Origin of the sequence: Mesorhizobium sp. ES1-4 (assembly GCF_020164745.1) — a bacterium.
GTDB lineage: Bacteria > Pseudomonadota > Alphaproteobacteria > Rhizobiales > Rhizobiaceae > Mesorhizobium.
Genome location: NZ_JAIUGV010000037.1, coordinates 1 through 15511 on the forward strand (window position 1 = coordinate 1; position 15511 = coordinate 15511).

Consider the following 15511-nt stretch of genomic DNA (forward strand, 5'->3'; position numbering starts at 1 on the left):
GGCGTGCGAAATCGGACCGAGGCGGCCGTTTTGCTACAAACCTGGCACGCCAAAAACGTGCGTTAGAAGTCGATTTCCTTCCGCGATATCCGAAGCGAATATCGCAGTCCGTGGTCCGAGATTTCCAGTTTTGGGGAATGACCGACGAGCGGCGTACCGTCGAGGCCGATTATCATGGAACCGAAACCGTGACGCACGACGCCTGGGGTTCTGCGCCGCCCCGATTCCACCCAATCGAACGCCACATCCTCAGTCGCATCGCCGGATGCGAACTCCCACTTTACTTCAATCCGACCGTGTGAATCCCCCAGCGCACCATATTTCACGGAATTGGTGGTCAGTTCGTGAAGAACCATGGCAAGGCTCTCCGCGGCGCCGGCCGGCAGCATCACGGCAGGGCCAGCGACTGTTATGTCCCGCGTTTCCACAAAGGGTTGCAACTCCCGGGCAACAAGATCATGGAGCAACCCTGATGAGTTGGTGCGGCGTGAAAGGAGCAAATGCGTCGCTTCCAGCGCTCGAATCCGGTCGATCAGCATGTCTTTGTATTCTGCAACGTTGTTGTCGGGAACATTGATCATCTTCACCAGCGCCGTGATTACGGAGAACAGGTTGCTGAACCGATGGCGTTGTTCGAGCATGATGCGCTCGCGTTTCTTTGCCGCGGCTCGCAGAAGCGTGGTCTGTCGACGCTCGGTTAGGTCAGCGGCCACTCCGACACGCAACAGACGGTCGCCATGTTTTTCTTGACGCCCGCGCAGGGCAACCCAGCGTATATGACCGTCTGCCCGCCGGACACGAATTTCGGTGTCGTAATTCAACACCGACGAGGGCCTAATCGAGGCTTCCAGCTTTGGCCAATCCGCCGGATGTACCACGGTCGAAAGCTCTTCCAAGGAGCGCATCGGAGCCGAAGGCAGGCCGATAATATCCCAGAACTTGCCCGAGCCTGTGACTGTCCCGTCCTTGACATCGATTCGCCATGTACCCATGCGTCCGGCAGACAGGACTAGATCAAGCCATTCCTTCTGAGCCCGAAGCGCCTCGCGCGCCGATCTTCGCTCCGAAATATCGTCGACCACCATGAACACGCTCTCCGAGAGAACTCCGTCGGGCCGGGACGAAGACAAGGTGAGCCGAGCCCAGAGCGCCGTGCCGTCCTTTCTTAGCAGCCGGACCTCCGTTCCAAACGAAATCGCGTCATTGTCGAGACCTTCCAACAGCTGCTGCACGGAATCTTGATCGTCCGGGTGAACGAGTGCCTTGAGCGGCAATTGGGCAAGCTCCTTTTCCTTGTAACCTGTCATCTCATAAAGGCGCCTGTTGGATTGCAGCACCTCGCCCTTCCTGTTGACGTTTGCGAAACCCATCGCAGCACGCTCGAAGGCCCAGCGGTAGCGGCTCTCGGTCGCCTCGACGGCAGCGAGCCTTTGCTCCGCGACCTCGAGCGCCTCACGCAAGTCTTGTCGCAGGCGGTGGAACACCGAGGCGATTACGCAACCCGAGACCAGGAGGAGGATGACGCGCGTCCAGTCTTCAGATGAGATTTGCGCGTTGAAGACGCTTCGCGCCCATAGGCCTGCAACCGCCATCACAAGCGTCGCGGCTATCGCGGCCGCGCGGCCTTCAAGGTATGCAATGACAATAATGGCAGGAATACATGCAATAAAATCCCCACCTTGGCCAATATGTACTGAATTTGTTGTTTCGAATATCACCGAAGCGGTCAGCACCACTATGGAAGCCACATGGGCTAACGGTGTGCCTGAAACATTGGAACTCAACCAGCGCAAATACGGCCCCATGCGCCAGACTACAACCTTCTGACTAGATCGTCGAGACTAGACGCAAATGGGCAACCTAGTACCACTGCTGGATTGCCAAGCCTTAGCCAGCGAATAGAATCAGGTTGGCTGGAATGATCAAAAATACGTGTTTCATCGAATGCGGCGGCTCAAAACCCGTTGCAAATCCGTACAAGCATGCCGAAATTCGGTAAATATGAATAACCTCTATCAATAAATCGGGTGAACTACCAGTAATCCTTAGAGGTAACTCCTCGCTGAAGACGACTGTGTTTGGCAACTAGGTTGGGGCGAAAAATGAACGTGATTGACAGGCGCAACAATACGTTTGCGGACGGGCAATACATTGCGCTGAGGAATGGACATTCCCAGCAGGCACGCACAACACAATCTTCAAACGCCCCGAGTCGGACGAACATTCGAGTTGACGGCGCGGCGCGGCGCGGTTGTGAATCCATCGCCGGCATGCTTGATCGCATCGGCTGCGGCTATCTGGTGCTGAACCGCGAAAAGAAAGTGATCGAGTGGAACGCGGCCGCCCAAAACACGCTTGGGCGCCCGGGCGAAGCTGTCAATATGGCCAGCGAACTTTCGGCCGCGCTAAGGCGGCTGGTTGCGAATGTTCCGGCCCATTTCCTGCCGGGATCACTCTCTTGGGTGGTGATCTGCAGCGGGGACGACAGGCCGGTGATCCTGACGGAAGCGGGCCTCATCGCACATGATGGAACGTGTATCGTCGCATTGCTCGATCGCAAGAACAGACCTGTGGCAAATCCTCGGACCCTGCAGAGGATGTTCGGCCTGACAAGTGCGGAAACGCATCTCGCGTTGCGCCTGGCTCAAGGCGATGCGCCCTTGGATATCGCCCGCAGCTGGCGCCTCAGCCGCACGACGATCCGCTCCCAGCTTGCTTCGCTGTTCGCCAAGACCGAGACGAAGCGCCAGGCGGAACTGGTGGCTCTTCTGGGACGCATTTCGGTCTTGCCGTGAGGGCTACGATCTGTCCAATCGCTGAACTGTGGCATCCGCCTGCGATGATCACGTTCGGAGCCTGCCCTATTTGCTCAAAGCGGCCGCCAAATCTCGGCCTTGGCGGCACCGATGACGTCTCACGCGTCATGATGACCTCGGGCGTCGTCTGCAATTTGATCACGAGATCCGGCGGCAGCAGACCGCGCCACGACGACAACAGTGTCCGTCGTCAGGGAATTTGAGAGCACTACAATCACCGGCGCCATCACGCCATTAAAATCCGAGAGCCTCGACAATCTCACACCAGCCGACGTCTACTTCGGCCGAAGCCAAACCATCCTATTGCAACGAGAGGCCGCCATTTATCTCAAATTCCCTGACGACGATCTCCTGCCTAGGCCTACATCGCCGCTCCCGAGCTTAAGGCCGTTGCCTGAGAACACCGCTTACGCTCAACTGGTTCAGGCAGCTTTTGTGGCTGCTCTTCTCGCCGCGCTCCAAAGCCGGCCGAAATCGTTCGCAGCCTAACGCGCTTCATTGTTCACGGGCGGCGACAAATTACGTTCACGCAGACGTGCCGCGACGTTATGTGCAAAGGTGGTCTTGTCCGCACCTGGAGGACCGAAAAGTTCAATGATCATATCCGGAACCCCCGCCGATACTCGGACAAGTTAAACAATCCTGATGGGATCACTTTCGTATCTGGCTCTGAGGGCCAGGCGTTAAAATATCCGCCAAACCTCTTGTTTCACCGCGCGAATAACTTCTGCCAAAGGCTGTTGGGCGTCGATGGAAACCACGTGCGCTCCCGAGAACGCCAATCGCGGAATCGCCTCGATACGGTTCGTTATCACTGCAGGATCCATGTCTGGCTCGCGCTTCGCGCAAATCTCTGGCGGGACAATCAGCTTGATGACGAGATCTGGTGGAAGGCGATGGGCAAGAGAATAGGCTGTTGCCTCGAACCGACGTAGCCATGGCGGCACCCCAGTCAGACGTGACATCAGCGGACCTTCGTTGAAACCATCGATCTCATTCTGCGGGTATCGATCGGTAATGACCACCAGCCCCCGATTGGCTCCGCGATGCGCCGCCGACAGCTTGATGCGCTTCTCGATAGCAACGGCTGTGGCCCAGATCATCAGGAGCACACTGTAGAGCGGGCCTGGAGGCCGATCTGAGATCTTGCCGTGCGATGCGCCTTTTGGCTTGGTCCTAACCAAGAGGGTGATCAAGGGTACCATCAGCTTGAACGGCCATAGTACGAAGGACGGCCTTCCGGCTCCGGTGCCGAAGTAGATCGGCACGACATCAATCTCCTCGCTAAGCCACTCCCGAATTGTCGCGACGACGGTGGACTTCCCGCAGCCATCAACGCCGACCACAGCCACCACGTGGCCGCCACCCGGCGTACGACGGCTCCACGGGCGGGGTGCCCAGAGAAAACGCTTGTTCAAGCTGCCAGCGACCCAATGGACGGCGCGCCCCAGGCTCCGCAGCCCCGCTTCAAATGCGTTGTAGGTGCGATGAGGATGGAAATGCCTTTTGATGCGCCGCCGGAGGCGTCGCTGATCTTCGGGCGTCGGTTTGCCATAGATGGCGGCGACAATCATCTCTGCCATATCATCACCCAACAACTCAGCGGCTCGGCTGCCGAGCGTCGAGCGATCATCGCGGGCGGCAAGTTCCATCCGATCGAGCGCGAACTTGTGCGTTTCAGCCCGCCAGTTGCGGAGCATAACAGGATCTGACCGCCTCAATTCAAGGCAACCGCGTACGACCAACAGCAATGCCTCGTCCACCGGATCCAAAATACGGATCGGCAGCATTGGATGAACGATAGTCCGCGCCAAGATTGCTTCTTGCCATGGTAGACAGTAGTTCTTGAGGAGGCTGTTGCCCGCGACCAATCGGAAGTGCAAATGAAGATGAACGAGTCGGCTACTCGGTTCGTCGTACCCTAGAAAGCTCAAGATCGAGGGATGGTCACGGTAAGCTACACAAGGAAAAAGTTTGAGGCCCCCCTCAAGGAGAATTGCTTGGGCGCGGTGCTGATCCTGTTTCGCGACAAGTAGATCGAGATCTCCCTCGCCCGTTAAGCCTCGATAAACCCTTCTGCTGCTTTTCCAGGAGCAATAGGAAATGTTATTCCGATGAAATTCGTTCAAGACCATCAGTATCAGAGGCAGGATCGCGTTCTCTGCGCCCGAGCGGCTAATCATATCTATCTTGTGCGGAGCATCCTGTTTCATCTTTTGGCCCCTTCCGTCTGGGACAGTTGCACGGTTTTGAACGCTTGAAGTTTATTTCCTCAATCCTCTGGAGTAGCGAGGAAGGTGGCTTTGATTGGCTGCCGCTATCTGCTCCGTCCCGTCCCCGACGAGAACTCGCCCACATCACCGTAGCGATATCGAGCGTGTCTCTTGAGATTGACCTGTGTCGCGATGGCCATCGCAAGATCGCCATGCTCCTTGTTGAGACCGCCGGACTTACGAAGCAGGCCCAACGCATTCTGAGCCACCTCGCGCCTCGTGCTTCCCCATTTCACGACCAGAAGTAATCTGTCAGCAATCGAAGGAAGCAACCGTGCCTCCACAGCACCAAGGACAGACGGACCATCAATGATCACATAATCGTAACTCTCGCGAAGCTCACGGATGAGGTCCGCCATCTGTTCGGTGGCGGTCAAGGGATCGAGGCGGTAACCGGGCATCGGGAGATAGTCGAACCCAGCCTCCTCGATATGCCGGATGAGCTCCGCCGGCGGTCGGTTTTGCAGGGACAAATCGACGATTCGTCTGTCGTTGAACTCGCCAACTCGCGAGCCTTTCCGAAAATCGAGACCTACTAAGAGCACGCGACGTCCAAGAAAGCTGATGTAGGTCGCGAGGCTCTGGGCGAACCTGGTTTTCCCTTCCCCAGGAATGCTGGAGCTGATCAAAACCACCTTCGCGTTACCGGGCTTTGCCATCCGCAGCGTCGCGACCACCGACCATAATGCGCTCGCGTAAGGGGAAAACGGCTTTGCTCGGAGATATTTGCCAAGATCAGATAGGTGTCTGCGGGGGATCCGCGGTATAAGGCCGATGCACGAGAGACCAAGCGCAGCGTTAATTTCGCACTCGCTTCTCAGGCCTCTATCCAGCCGTTCCAGGGTGAGAGCCAGCAAACTCGCGCAGATCAAAGAGGCGATCAAGGCAGGGAGCACGAACAGGATCGGATTTGGAGAGCTCGGTCGGGATGGCGGAGACGCAAGCGAGAGGATACTTGCGTCTGGGTTGACCAGCCCATCTTGTTCGCGGATCTCCTTCTGTCGTTGTAGAAGACTTTCGTAAAGCTGCGCGCTGGTGGCCGCCCTACGCTCCAGTTCGTGCGGGTCTGGAGCAGCCTCTTGTGCCTCGCTGCCGACGATCCGGTTTGCACCGGACTGCAGTTGGCTTGCCTGAAGGGCTGCGTCAGCTTGCTCGATCTCGCCCTTGACAGCCGAAATTCGTTCTTCGATCCGAGCTATTTCGTTGGTGCTGTAGGCCCGCTGCTGCTCGATGCTGTTCTGGACGTAGAGCTCCACGGTCCGGTTGACGATTTCGGCAGCCTTCTCAGGGCTCGTCCACTCGAAGCTGACGTCGATAACACGTGAGCGGCGGTCCTGCAGAACCTGTAGGCGACGCTGGAGATCGTCGAATGTGAGCCCTGTTCCGTCTCGTTTGTGCCCGGTAAGCGCCCCAATCCAGACATCCAGCCGCCGCTTGAGTTCTTTCAAGCTCAGTGGCCCGGCTTCGCCCGTGCTTGGCACTGCGGGAGCTTGCGTGTTGGCAGCCGAGTTCGCTTCGGGTTCGGATGTCGCTCCTCGGAAGCCTGTCTCTTTCCGCAGGCTGTCAAGGACTCGATGCAAGTGAACGGGAGAGGTCAGCATCGTCAACTGAGTGTCGACGGCCTGCTGGACCGCTTCAGGGCTGAGGGGAGTGGCAGCCTGAACAAGGACTTGCGCGGTTGCGGTATATTTGGGTGTGATGAGTAGACCGGCGACACCGGCCAGTATCGTTCCTAACGCCGCGACGGTGAGAATAGGTTTGATCCTCCGACGCAGGATCCCGGTCACCTGCTGGAAACCCGGTTCGGGAACTATCGTGGCGTGATTGTCTGGCCGCTCGTTCTCGAAATCAGGTTCAAATGGCGTGGGGTCGGTGGTGGGACTGCGCGCCTTGGTGGTCCGGCGCCTGACCTCGGAGGGCCATGTCTCGCCGCCCGTGCTATCCATCAAATGCATCCGTACCTCCATGCCAGCGGTCCGTGTCCGCAATTAGCTCGACCTGATGCGCAGTTTGCTCGTGCCATATCCGATCCGGAGCGGAGAGCGCGGAAGAATGCCGCTCAGCGCTTTGCCTCCGGCGACGGACCGCACTCGATCCGTTGGCCTAGGCTCCGCGACCAGGCAGAGTGCGATCACAAACCAAAAGACCGGATGCCGGAGGATGAAGGTGGCGACCGAGTATATGCAGAGACCGCAGAGCAGGGTCGGCAGCCCCGCTTGCCCGGTGCGGTAGGCGAACCAGAAAGCCGTTGCCACGATCCAGATGAAGCTCAAAACGATGATCAACCCGCCTTGGGTGAAAAGATCGAGAAATGTGTTGTGCGCCTCGAAGTTCGGCGCAAAGGTGAGTTTGGGGTGCTCGACAAACTCGGGCTGTTCTGTCTCCAAGTTCCTCTGGGACACGATGGAATGGGGTATTTCGAGGTGCGGCCCAGGGCCCAAACCCAGCATCCCCGATCCGACGCCCCGCCGGATCGCCTGCCCCCATAGCTCAAATCGCAGCGAGGTCTTCTCCTCCGTTTGCTCCGGATTTTCCCGTTCCATCGAATTGGCGAGGCCCTGAGCCTCGACGGCAATCGAGTAGGCCAGCGGGACCACCGAAACTACGATCAGCGGTAAAGCCAGCACGATCATCCAGGCGAACGCGGAGCGGAAACTGACCCGCGGTGCACGTGAGACCAGCCAAGTTCGGAATTTGAATGCAATGAAGATCGGGCCCGTGGCCACAAGAATGAGACTGAATGAATCGCTGCCCGTAAGCCGGCCCGTGTAGACGGGGACGATAGCGCAGGCGAGGGCGGCAATCCTCGTGCCGAGCCGGGTGGCGGTTTCGGCGAGATGAAGCGACAGAATTCCAAGCACCATGCACAACAGGGCAAGCTGATGAGGGTTCGATGACCAGCCACGGACTTGATCCCACCACCAAGGATCGACCGACGGGATATCGAACAGTCCCCAGGCGTTAGCGAGCTGTGCGGCGACAACCGGGGTGCCGAGCGCGCACAGAAGCCAGCTGATGCGGCGCAAGCGCGGCCCGGCATGAGGCCCGATCAGGCTCAGACAGCTTACGGCGGCCAAAAGAGGATAGGCCATGACATCATGTATGAACCACTCAGGATCGTGCCGGTCGCCGATGAGCGCTGCTGTCAGCGTGCCGAGGCTTTGCGCAACGGCAAAAAACGACCAAAAGATAAGTAGTCGCGAAAGCGCCGGCGTAAGGGACGAGCCAAGGCGAGCCGCCTCGCGGCCGAGTATGAGAACTATCCATATGAGAAGACAAATTTCGCCCGGTCCCACCGGAAAGCCCGCGAGCCGCAATTGCGAAGCGGGTGTCAGCAGCAGCCCGAGCGCGAACAAGACGTCCGGTATCATCGGCACACCTCCCAATCCAGAGGTTCGTGCTTCAGCCGGCGGTTGAGAGCAGCGATCTGAAACCTCTTCGTGGATCGCCGGGCAGCGGACAATGTCCCAAACCGCTTGTCAGTCTTCCCCGTTAGGCAGCCTCCAAGCCCATAGCCTACGGGGCACGTTTCTCGGTTGCGCCGCAGTCGAGCGGTCACCATTTGAGTATCCTCGGGCGATCCAATGTAAAATTTATCGAGCTTTCATTGCGGCGCGAGAACACCGCCTGCAAATCCGGCGAACTGCCGAGCGCCGTATCTGCATTCTGCGATCCCCAGCTATAGGCGTAGTCGAACACATGTGTTGGTATGAGCGCGTCCCAGCGCGCCAGAATTTGCTCCAGCTGACTGACAGTCGGCAGAGTATACTGACCGCCGCCGTCATCGACCCAGTTGCCGCCGCCAAAAGTTTGATAGACCGGGACCATACTTTCGCGTGGCACTTCCGAGGACTCCGCCGCAGCGATATAGAGGTCGATCTCGTTGTAATCACAACCCTTCAACTCCGTTCGGCAGGGATAAGGGTCGATACCGAACAGGTCTACGTGTGAGTTGGTGGGGTTGTAGGTGCCTGTGAACGACGGCTTCCTGGACGAAGTCGTAGTCATCAGGAGGATGAATGTTTTTGCGCCGGGCACGTTGGCATGAATCCAGTCGGACTCGACCTTCAGATTGTCAGCTGTGCAGCGACGGCGCTGCAGTCCCGTTGGATCTGGGTCATCCATCAGATAGAAGCCGAACAGTTTGGCGTTGCCGATGTACGGCCGGACGGTGTTGAGAAACATGGTATCGGCGCCGTTGCACTGGCCAACCCACACGAGGCCCCTGACGCCGTCCGGCAGAGAGTTGAGCTGAGTGACGCTACTGACGTCCGCCAGATTAAACCCAACGGCGCCGGGAAGATAATTCCCGTTCGAGTTGAAGTTGCCATTGGAAGCGAAGTGCAACGTGGTTCTAGGCTCTGCGCGTGCTGGCACATCAAACACTAGACTTTGCAGGAGCAATGTACTCGCGGCCAGTTGAGCTGCCCCCGCAGACCGCAGGAGGTGCACGGCCTGTGCACTCATCCCTATGGCGCACTGCATGTGTGACCTCTTTGCCCGCGGGTGTTTTTGTCATCCTTGAACCGAGTCCCGCCCGAGCGATCAATGAGATCCCTGTAGAGAGCGGCCTGACAAGCGACAACGTTTTCGAGGGAGAATTCCTTCCTGACGCGCTCGGCCGCGCGACCGGCCATGATTCGCCCATTCTCTCGATTGCCGAGCAGGTCGAGAATTTTTGCAGCCAACATGCGGGGTGCTCCAGGCGGAACCAGGAAGCCATTCCATCCGTCGCAAATGACCTCGGCGCAACCGGGCATGGTAGTGGTCACGATCGGCACACCGGCGAGTGCCGCCTCGAGAAGCACCCGTGGCACGCCTTCCCGATACTCGGTCGGAAACGCGAATACATTCGCGAGCGCGAGCAGTGATGGGATGTCCGATCTCGGTCCTATCGCCTTCACGTAGGGCGCATGCCGCTCGATCTCCGCTTGCGTCACCGCAAGCGGCCCTTCGGATTCACGCGGCCCGACAAGCAGGAAGCGTACATCGGGACGCACTTCGTGCACCTTAGCTGCCGCTTTGAGCAGCGCCGGAATGCCTTTCTGCCGGGTCATCCGCGTCACGGTGATCACGATTTCGGCGTCGCCGAGCCCAAGCTCCTTGCGAAGCTGGGTTGGCGAAGGCCCTGAGGTCAATGCTCGATCGAAACCATCGACATCGACGCCAGCGCCAGGTATCAGCACGGGTCTCTTCCCTGCCATTCCGTGGCGCTCGAAGAATGCAAGATCGTCACCAATTTCGAAAACCGTGGCCGCGGCAGTGCGAGCCGCAATCTTGTGGAGCGCGCGATAGACTGGACGCAACGTCAAGGCCGTGGGAGATCGCGACGAATATAGGAAGGCCCGTCCGTTGATCGTGCGAATGACCAATATGCCAGGAGTGCTTCGCGCAGCCAAAGGAAGGAACACGGATGGTTTGGTGTCGAAGCTCTGTGCGAGATCGGGCTGCACCTCGACAAGGATCTTCGAAATGCTCCTGACCGCGGCCCAATCGGCCAGCGGACTGACGAAACGGTCGAAATGGAAGCGCCGATAGCTGATGCCTGCTTGCGCAAACGGGGCGGGTTCGCCTGTTCCAGCCGCGGTTACGCGAAAGCCGTGATTGCGCAGAGCGGACATGGCCGGAATACGAAGATGATGGTCTTCGCCTCCGATATAGAGCAGATGGGGCTGCAGGGGGCCGCCGCGTCCCTCCATAGGCGTCCCACTTGGATCGTCACGAAGGAGGTGAGGCCCCTGCCTACGATCGCCATACGGCCGGCTCATGCTATGTACATTCGACATCTGCCCAGCTCCTAGGAACGGCGCATCGAGGTGTTCGCGCAGCGGTGACAACGGTCCGATCGTTCCGAGCGGCTCCAGCTCCTACGTGTAGTTGATCCGCGTGTTCCACTGATTCCCATCGCCACAAACGCTGCGAATGAGGTGGCCAAGATATCCGGTCGTGATGTAAACTTCTCTGATGCCATTGCACTGGAGCCCATTTGAGCACGGGCTCGAGGACGGGCCACGCTCCGACTGGCATCAGCGGTTTTTGGCAAAATGGATGTATGCGGACGTAAGCGCGTTGCCTTCCCGCCGCATTGAATGACAGCTTTCATGTTATCCTTCGTGTTGCTGGAGCTCGCAATCCTTGGAAGTATCGTGTCGTGATCGCGTCAGCCCGACTCCGGCGATCACGAGCGGGCTGGAGCGGATTTGAAAAGCTAAACACAGAGCTTCCCGCGCGTCTTCGTGCGTTTGTAGGAGATGATTGCCGCAGCATGGCTTCGATGCATCCTTCTTCAAACCAGCCATTTTCACCCAACCGCCATCGGTGATGAAACCATCTCGCTGGTAGGAAGACGGAAGACATTCCCTTCAGCTTGGCCAGATTCTCGTTCGCATTGGATGGATGCAGTGATGAGCTTTTCGACGCAAAGATTGGCGACCAGTTCAGCCCTCGCCTTGATGGCGGAAGTCTTCGCCATTTCCGACGCTGTTCGTGCCGTGGTCCAACCGCCGGCAGTGAGGTTCCTCCTTTTCGGATACGCACTTCGTTTCAGGTTGATTTCCTCCGTCAGGTCACAACGGCCGGAAGAGACCCGAGCGTTCGGGAGTCGGAGATTCGGGCTCATATTGCGGAACGAGGCTAGGCTGATGACCGGTGGATATCATTGCATCGAACCCACGGGGCATGCCGCTATCTTGAGCGAGCTCTGAGCTGTCCCGGCCTCAAAGCCAAGGCAGCAAAGACCAGACCGGGCAAGATGTTCAATCGCTTACGGATATAAGTTGCCATTGCCAGGTTCCAGACGACCAGTGCGAGCGTGAAGCCGACCGCCGCTCCGGTCGTGCCGTCCAGTTCCATGCCGACCGCACAGGCCACGATGTTGGCCATGGCGCCGGCAACCATCGTCGTTGCAGCGGCCCATTCGTGTCCGGTCATCGTCAGAAGATTGAGCTGGGGCCCACAGAGCGCGGTGCAGACGTAACCCATGATGAGAATCCGCGCGATCAGTGCTCCCGCCGCAAAATCCTCACCGAACCAGCGCAAGAGCGGTTCGGTGACCAGCAGCAATGGAACAGCGATCGCGAGCGCCCCACCGGAACTTAGAACGGCAGCGTGCGAAAACAGTCGTTGCAACGCTTCGTGATCCTTGCGGGCATGTAGATCCGCCGCTGTTGGCGAGAACATCGTGCTGACAGCGACGCTGGAAAGACCCACGAGCAGCGCCACGTTCAAACCCAGGGCAAAAATACCAGCCTCGCGGACCTGGCCGGTCCAGCCCAGAAGCACGACCCCAGTGCGGCTGATGAACACGTCGAGCCCGGTGACAAGCATGGTCGGGGGAACCGCCGACCACCATTGGCGCCCAGTGTAGGTCGCCTGAGTGCCTCGCAGGCCGGCCGGCCACAGTTTAATTGCTGTGACGAACACGAGCCCGACCGTGACCGCCGAGCTTGCAACGATTGCCATCATGGCGAACGGTGCGTCCAGGGCCCACGACCCCGAAAAAGCAGCGCCGCCCAGCAAAGCCAAAAGAAGTCCGTCGCGCGCAACGCGCTCGGGCAAAAGAGCCGATACCACGCCTCCAAAGGCACGAACCAGGGTAGCGCCAAGGGCATAGGCCGTGATCAGCGGCACGGCCGCCATACCGAGGAGCATTGTCGTCCGAAGCTCCTGGTGAAGGTGGTTGGAAGGCAGAAGGACGATGAACGCGGCTCCGATCAACCCCGCCAGCGTCGCCGCCGACAGCGACCACCACAACGCGAAGGTAATTACCCCGCGCGCCAGGTCCAAACGCCCGGCAGCCTTGTATGCCGGCACGAAGCGAAGAAGCGAAATATTGAAGCCAAGCATCGAGAGCGAGGCGAGAACCGTGCTCCAAGCCAGAGAGTAGGAATAGACGCCGTAGCTTGTGGCGCCGACCAGGCGCGCGATGCCGAGCTGCGCCATGCTGGTCAGCCCGGCCCCCCCGATATAGACCAGAAGGGCGAAGATGCTTGCATGAACGAGGCGCCGGCCAACATCGTGACGCCGAGCGGGCATCGCAATGGAGGCGGTGCGCCCGGTGGCCCGAGACGGCGGCAAGATGACCGCGTCGGCTGCTTGATACTGGAGTGGTTTCCCTTGGGAGCGGTCGTTCATACCTCGTTCTTTCTGTGCCTGTACCTGGTAGGCAATTCGTTTCGCCGCCTTTTGATGACCGGGACCGCGATCTGGGATAGCCGCGTCAGGATCTCCTCTTCCACCCGACACAGGTCGTGGAAGGTCGATTGAGGGTCGACTGGTTGAACCGACACGATGTCTCGGTGCGCCCGCAAGAGGACGTCGCCAATGCTGTCGAATACTTGAAAGGAGTTCATGTTGCCTGCGACATCCACTTCAAAGAGTCGCTCCGCCGCGGGTGCGGACATCATCCTAGCGTGCAGTCGCGCTTCCACGTCATCGCGTGGCACGACCATTCGAACCACGAGATCGGCCTGGGGGGCGAAATGAAGCGCCTGTGCGATTGACCTGTCGTCCGCGGCGCCATTGAACATCGCTAGCGACCCGACCGCCTGAACGAAACCCTGATCAAATATTGTTATATCAGTCGATTTGCGCGCCTGCTTCCAGCAACGCGATAACCGCATAATATATTGCCATATCCGGACACGCCATATAATATCTTTTGGCATCATAATCTTTAACAGACTATTGCTTAATTTTAACTCATATCTATCTCTAGATGACCATATCATGATCCCTACTATTGAAATTAAAGCCAAATAAATTCTATAAGTTATCGAAAATATCCCGAAAAAATTCCAACCCCCACCTCTACTGCGAGGCCGATAGCAGAGGATTACTTTGGCCATGTATCCTCTGTCGCGCAAGCGGCCGGCAAGCGCATGCGCGAGGGTCGTCTTACCGGATGCCGGTGGTCCGAAAAATTCGATGATCATGCCAATTTCAAATCCCGAGGCCGAGTTTTCTTTGCTTGGTGCAGTCGCAAATGGTCATCGATCTGTGAACGCAGAGCACTCCATGCGTCACGGCCGCTGGTAAAGCGATCGAACCCAAATCGGCGATGGGGAATGCCATGCGGCAAAAAGGCGGAGCCATCGTCACCGGAGAGCGCCGTGACCCGGAAGTCTCTTTCGCGCAGCGCTGCCAGGAACGGGATTCTCAAGTGGTGATCCACGCCCCCCACGCAAACCAGGTGCGGGCTCATCCTGCCACTCCTGACTGCGCGCGGTGCCTCGATCGCACGAAGTGGCTGGCGTCTGGATCTGCTCTCATGGCCGGCCTGATCGCTTCCGTCCTAATAACACCCAACCCACGCTAGGGGCATGCTTGCCCACTGTCCTCGTCCGTTTGAATGAAGCAGAGTGCGTTCCGACAATGCAGCGACGCGCCGAAACCGTTTCGGCGGCTAGGCGCCGGATCGACCGCCGACAGCGCCGAATTTGTATCGCGTTCCAGGAACGAGGTAACCGCGGCGGCAGGTACCGCGAACCAGCGCCTGATCACCTATTCTGACCGGGCGATATCAGCTTTTTACTTGTCGCTAATAAGACCTTGGCTTAGGCAGACACAGGCGCTTGGCGAATCAGACGAGGGAAATCGGATGACAACGCTCCACTACACGTCGGGGTCAGGCGGACTGGGCACCAACATCGCTGCGGCCGGATTCAATCTGGTTGATGTTCAATCCGTTGCTCAGCTCAACGCCCTGCCGGCAGGTATGAAGGGGCTCGTCTGGCTCGACGAGGTCAATGGGACATCGGCCTCCTTTATCCAGAAGGTCACTCCCTTCATTGGCAACCCGAATCTGTACGGATTTTTCCTCGTTGACGAGCCGGATCCCACCGGCAAGTGGGGGACCTATGCTTCCGCCGCAAATCTGATGGCGGAATCCGACTGGATCCACTCCCATTTGCCTGGCGCCAAGACCTTTATCACCATGATGAATATGGGGTCTTCCGCGCACCCGGACTTTACCAACACCTACAATCCCGCCAACACCCACATCGACTACTACGGACTGGATCCCTACCCAGTGCGCACGGGAACGACCACGATCGACTACAACATGATCGACAGAGCCGTGACCGCGGCGGTGGCGTCGGGCATCCCGGTCAGCCAGATCGTTCCTGTCTATCAAACGTTTGGAGGCGGCAGCTACACCACCGACACCGGCGGCCGATATGTGATGCCCACAGCGTCCCAGGAACAGACCATGATGGACCACTGGGCCTCGTTGGACCCGTCTCCCGCCTTCGACTATGCGTATGCCTGGGGTTCGCAGCAAGGCGACACGGCGCTTGGAAGCGATCCGACACTGCAAGCTTTTTTCCTTCAGCACAACCTCCAGGGTATGACGACGCCGCCGATGCCCGGGAAATGCGCGTCGGTGAAGGTGGTCGTCGCCAGCACCTCGTTGCTCGGGTC

11 protein-coding genes and 1 pseudogene are annotated in these 15511 nt (G+C 58.5%); 3 read left to right on the forward strand and 9 right to left on the reverse strand.

The genetic code is table 11. From position 1 onward, the window contains the following. Window positions 1-62: 62 nt before the first annotated feature. On the reverse strand, window positions 63-1736 hold the full coding sequence (locus tag LB556_RS31380; protein WP_318011362.1) for a PAS domain S-box protein: 1674 nt from the start codon (window positions 1734-1736) through the stop codon (window positions 63-65). A 366-nt stretch (window positions 1737-2102) separates the two neighbouring features. Between LB556_RS31380 and LB556_RS31385 the strand changes: the two genes are divergently transcribed. Then, the gene (locus LB556_RS31385; RefSeq protein ID WP_224571264.1) at window positions 2103-2795 is read left to right on the forward strand and encodes a helix-turn-helix transcriptional regulator; all 693 of its coding nucleotides are present in this window, start codon (window positions 2103-2105) and stop codon (window positions 2793-2795) included. Between the two features lie 704 nt (window positions 2796-3499). Here LB556_RS31385 and LB556_RS31390 read toward each other — a convergent pair. From LB556_RS31390 to LB556_RS31420, 7 genes are all read right to left on the reverse strand, one after another. Then, entirely contained in the window at window positions 3500-5029 is a 1530-nt protein-coding gene (locus LB556_RS31390; protein ID WP_224571265.1) for a hypothetical protein, read from the reverse strand. Between the two features lie 104 nt (window positions 5030-5133). Next, entirely contained in the window at window positions 5134-7044 is a 1911-nt protein-coding gene (locus LB556_RS31395) for a polysaccharide biosynthesis tyrosine autokinase (RefSeq protein WP_224571266.1), read from the reverse strand. 33 nt (window positions 7045-7077) lie between these two features. After that, window positions 7078-8460, reverse strand: a complete 1383-nt coding sequence (locus LB556_RS31400) for an O-antigen ligase family protein (protein WP_224571267.1) — start codon at window positions 8458-8460, stop codon at window positions 7078-7080. A gap of 184 nt (window positions 8461-8644) precedes the next feature. Beyond that, window positions 8645-9436: a hypothetical protein gene (locus LB556_RS31405; protein ID WP_224571268.1), complete on the reverse strand. Its 792-nt coding sequence runs from the start codon at window positions 9434-9436 to the stop codon at window positions 8645-8647. Between the two features lie 122 nt (window positions 9437-9558). Then, window positions 9559-10788 carry a glycosyltransferase gene (locus LB556_RS31410; RefSeq protein ID WP_224571269.1) on the reverse strand — a complete coding sequence of 410 codons (1230 nt, stop codon included), beginning with the start codon at window positions 10786-10788 and terminating at the stop codon, window positions 9559-9561. Between the two features lie 602 nt (window positions 10789-11390). After that, on the reverse strand, window positions 11391-11561 hold the full coding sequence (locus LB556_RS31415) for a hypothetical protein (RefSeq protein ID WP_224571270.1): 171 nt from the start codon (window positions 11559-11561) through the stop codon (window positions 11391-11393). 212 nt (window positions 11562-11773) lie between these two features. Next, window positions 11774-13222: a lipopolysaccharide biosynthesis protein gene (locus LB556_RS31420; protein ID WP_224571271.1), complete on the reverse strand. Its 1449-nt coding sequence runs from the start codon at window positions 13220-13222 to the stop codon at window positions 11774-11776. Window positions 13223-13350: 128 nt separating this feature from the next. Between LB556_RS31420 and LB556_RS31425 the strand changes: the two genes are divergently transcribed. Beyond that, the gene (locus tag LB556_RS31425) at window positions 13351-13590 is read left to right on the forward strand and encodes a hypothetical protein (protein WP_224571272.1); all 240 of its coding nucleotides are present in this window, start codon (window positions 13351-13353) and stop codon (window positions 13588-13590) included. A 428-nt stretch (window positions 13591-14018) separates the two neighbouring features. On the opposite strand, the gene LB556_RS31430 is transcribed toward LB556_RS31425, so the two are convergent. Continuing rightward, window positions 14019-14291 (reverse strand): hypothetical protein, encoded by a 273-nt coding sequence (locus LB556_RS31430; protein ID WP_224571273.1) that lies wholly within the window; start codon window positions 14289-14291, stop codon window positions 14019-14021. A 396-nt stretch (window positions 14292-14687) separates the two neighbouring features. On the opposite strand from LB556_RS31430, the pseudogene LB556_RS31435 reads away from it, so the two are divergent. Then, window positions 14688-15511 (forward strand): annotated as a pseudogene (locus LB556_RS31435) (calcium-binding protein); the annotation flags it as partial.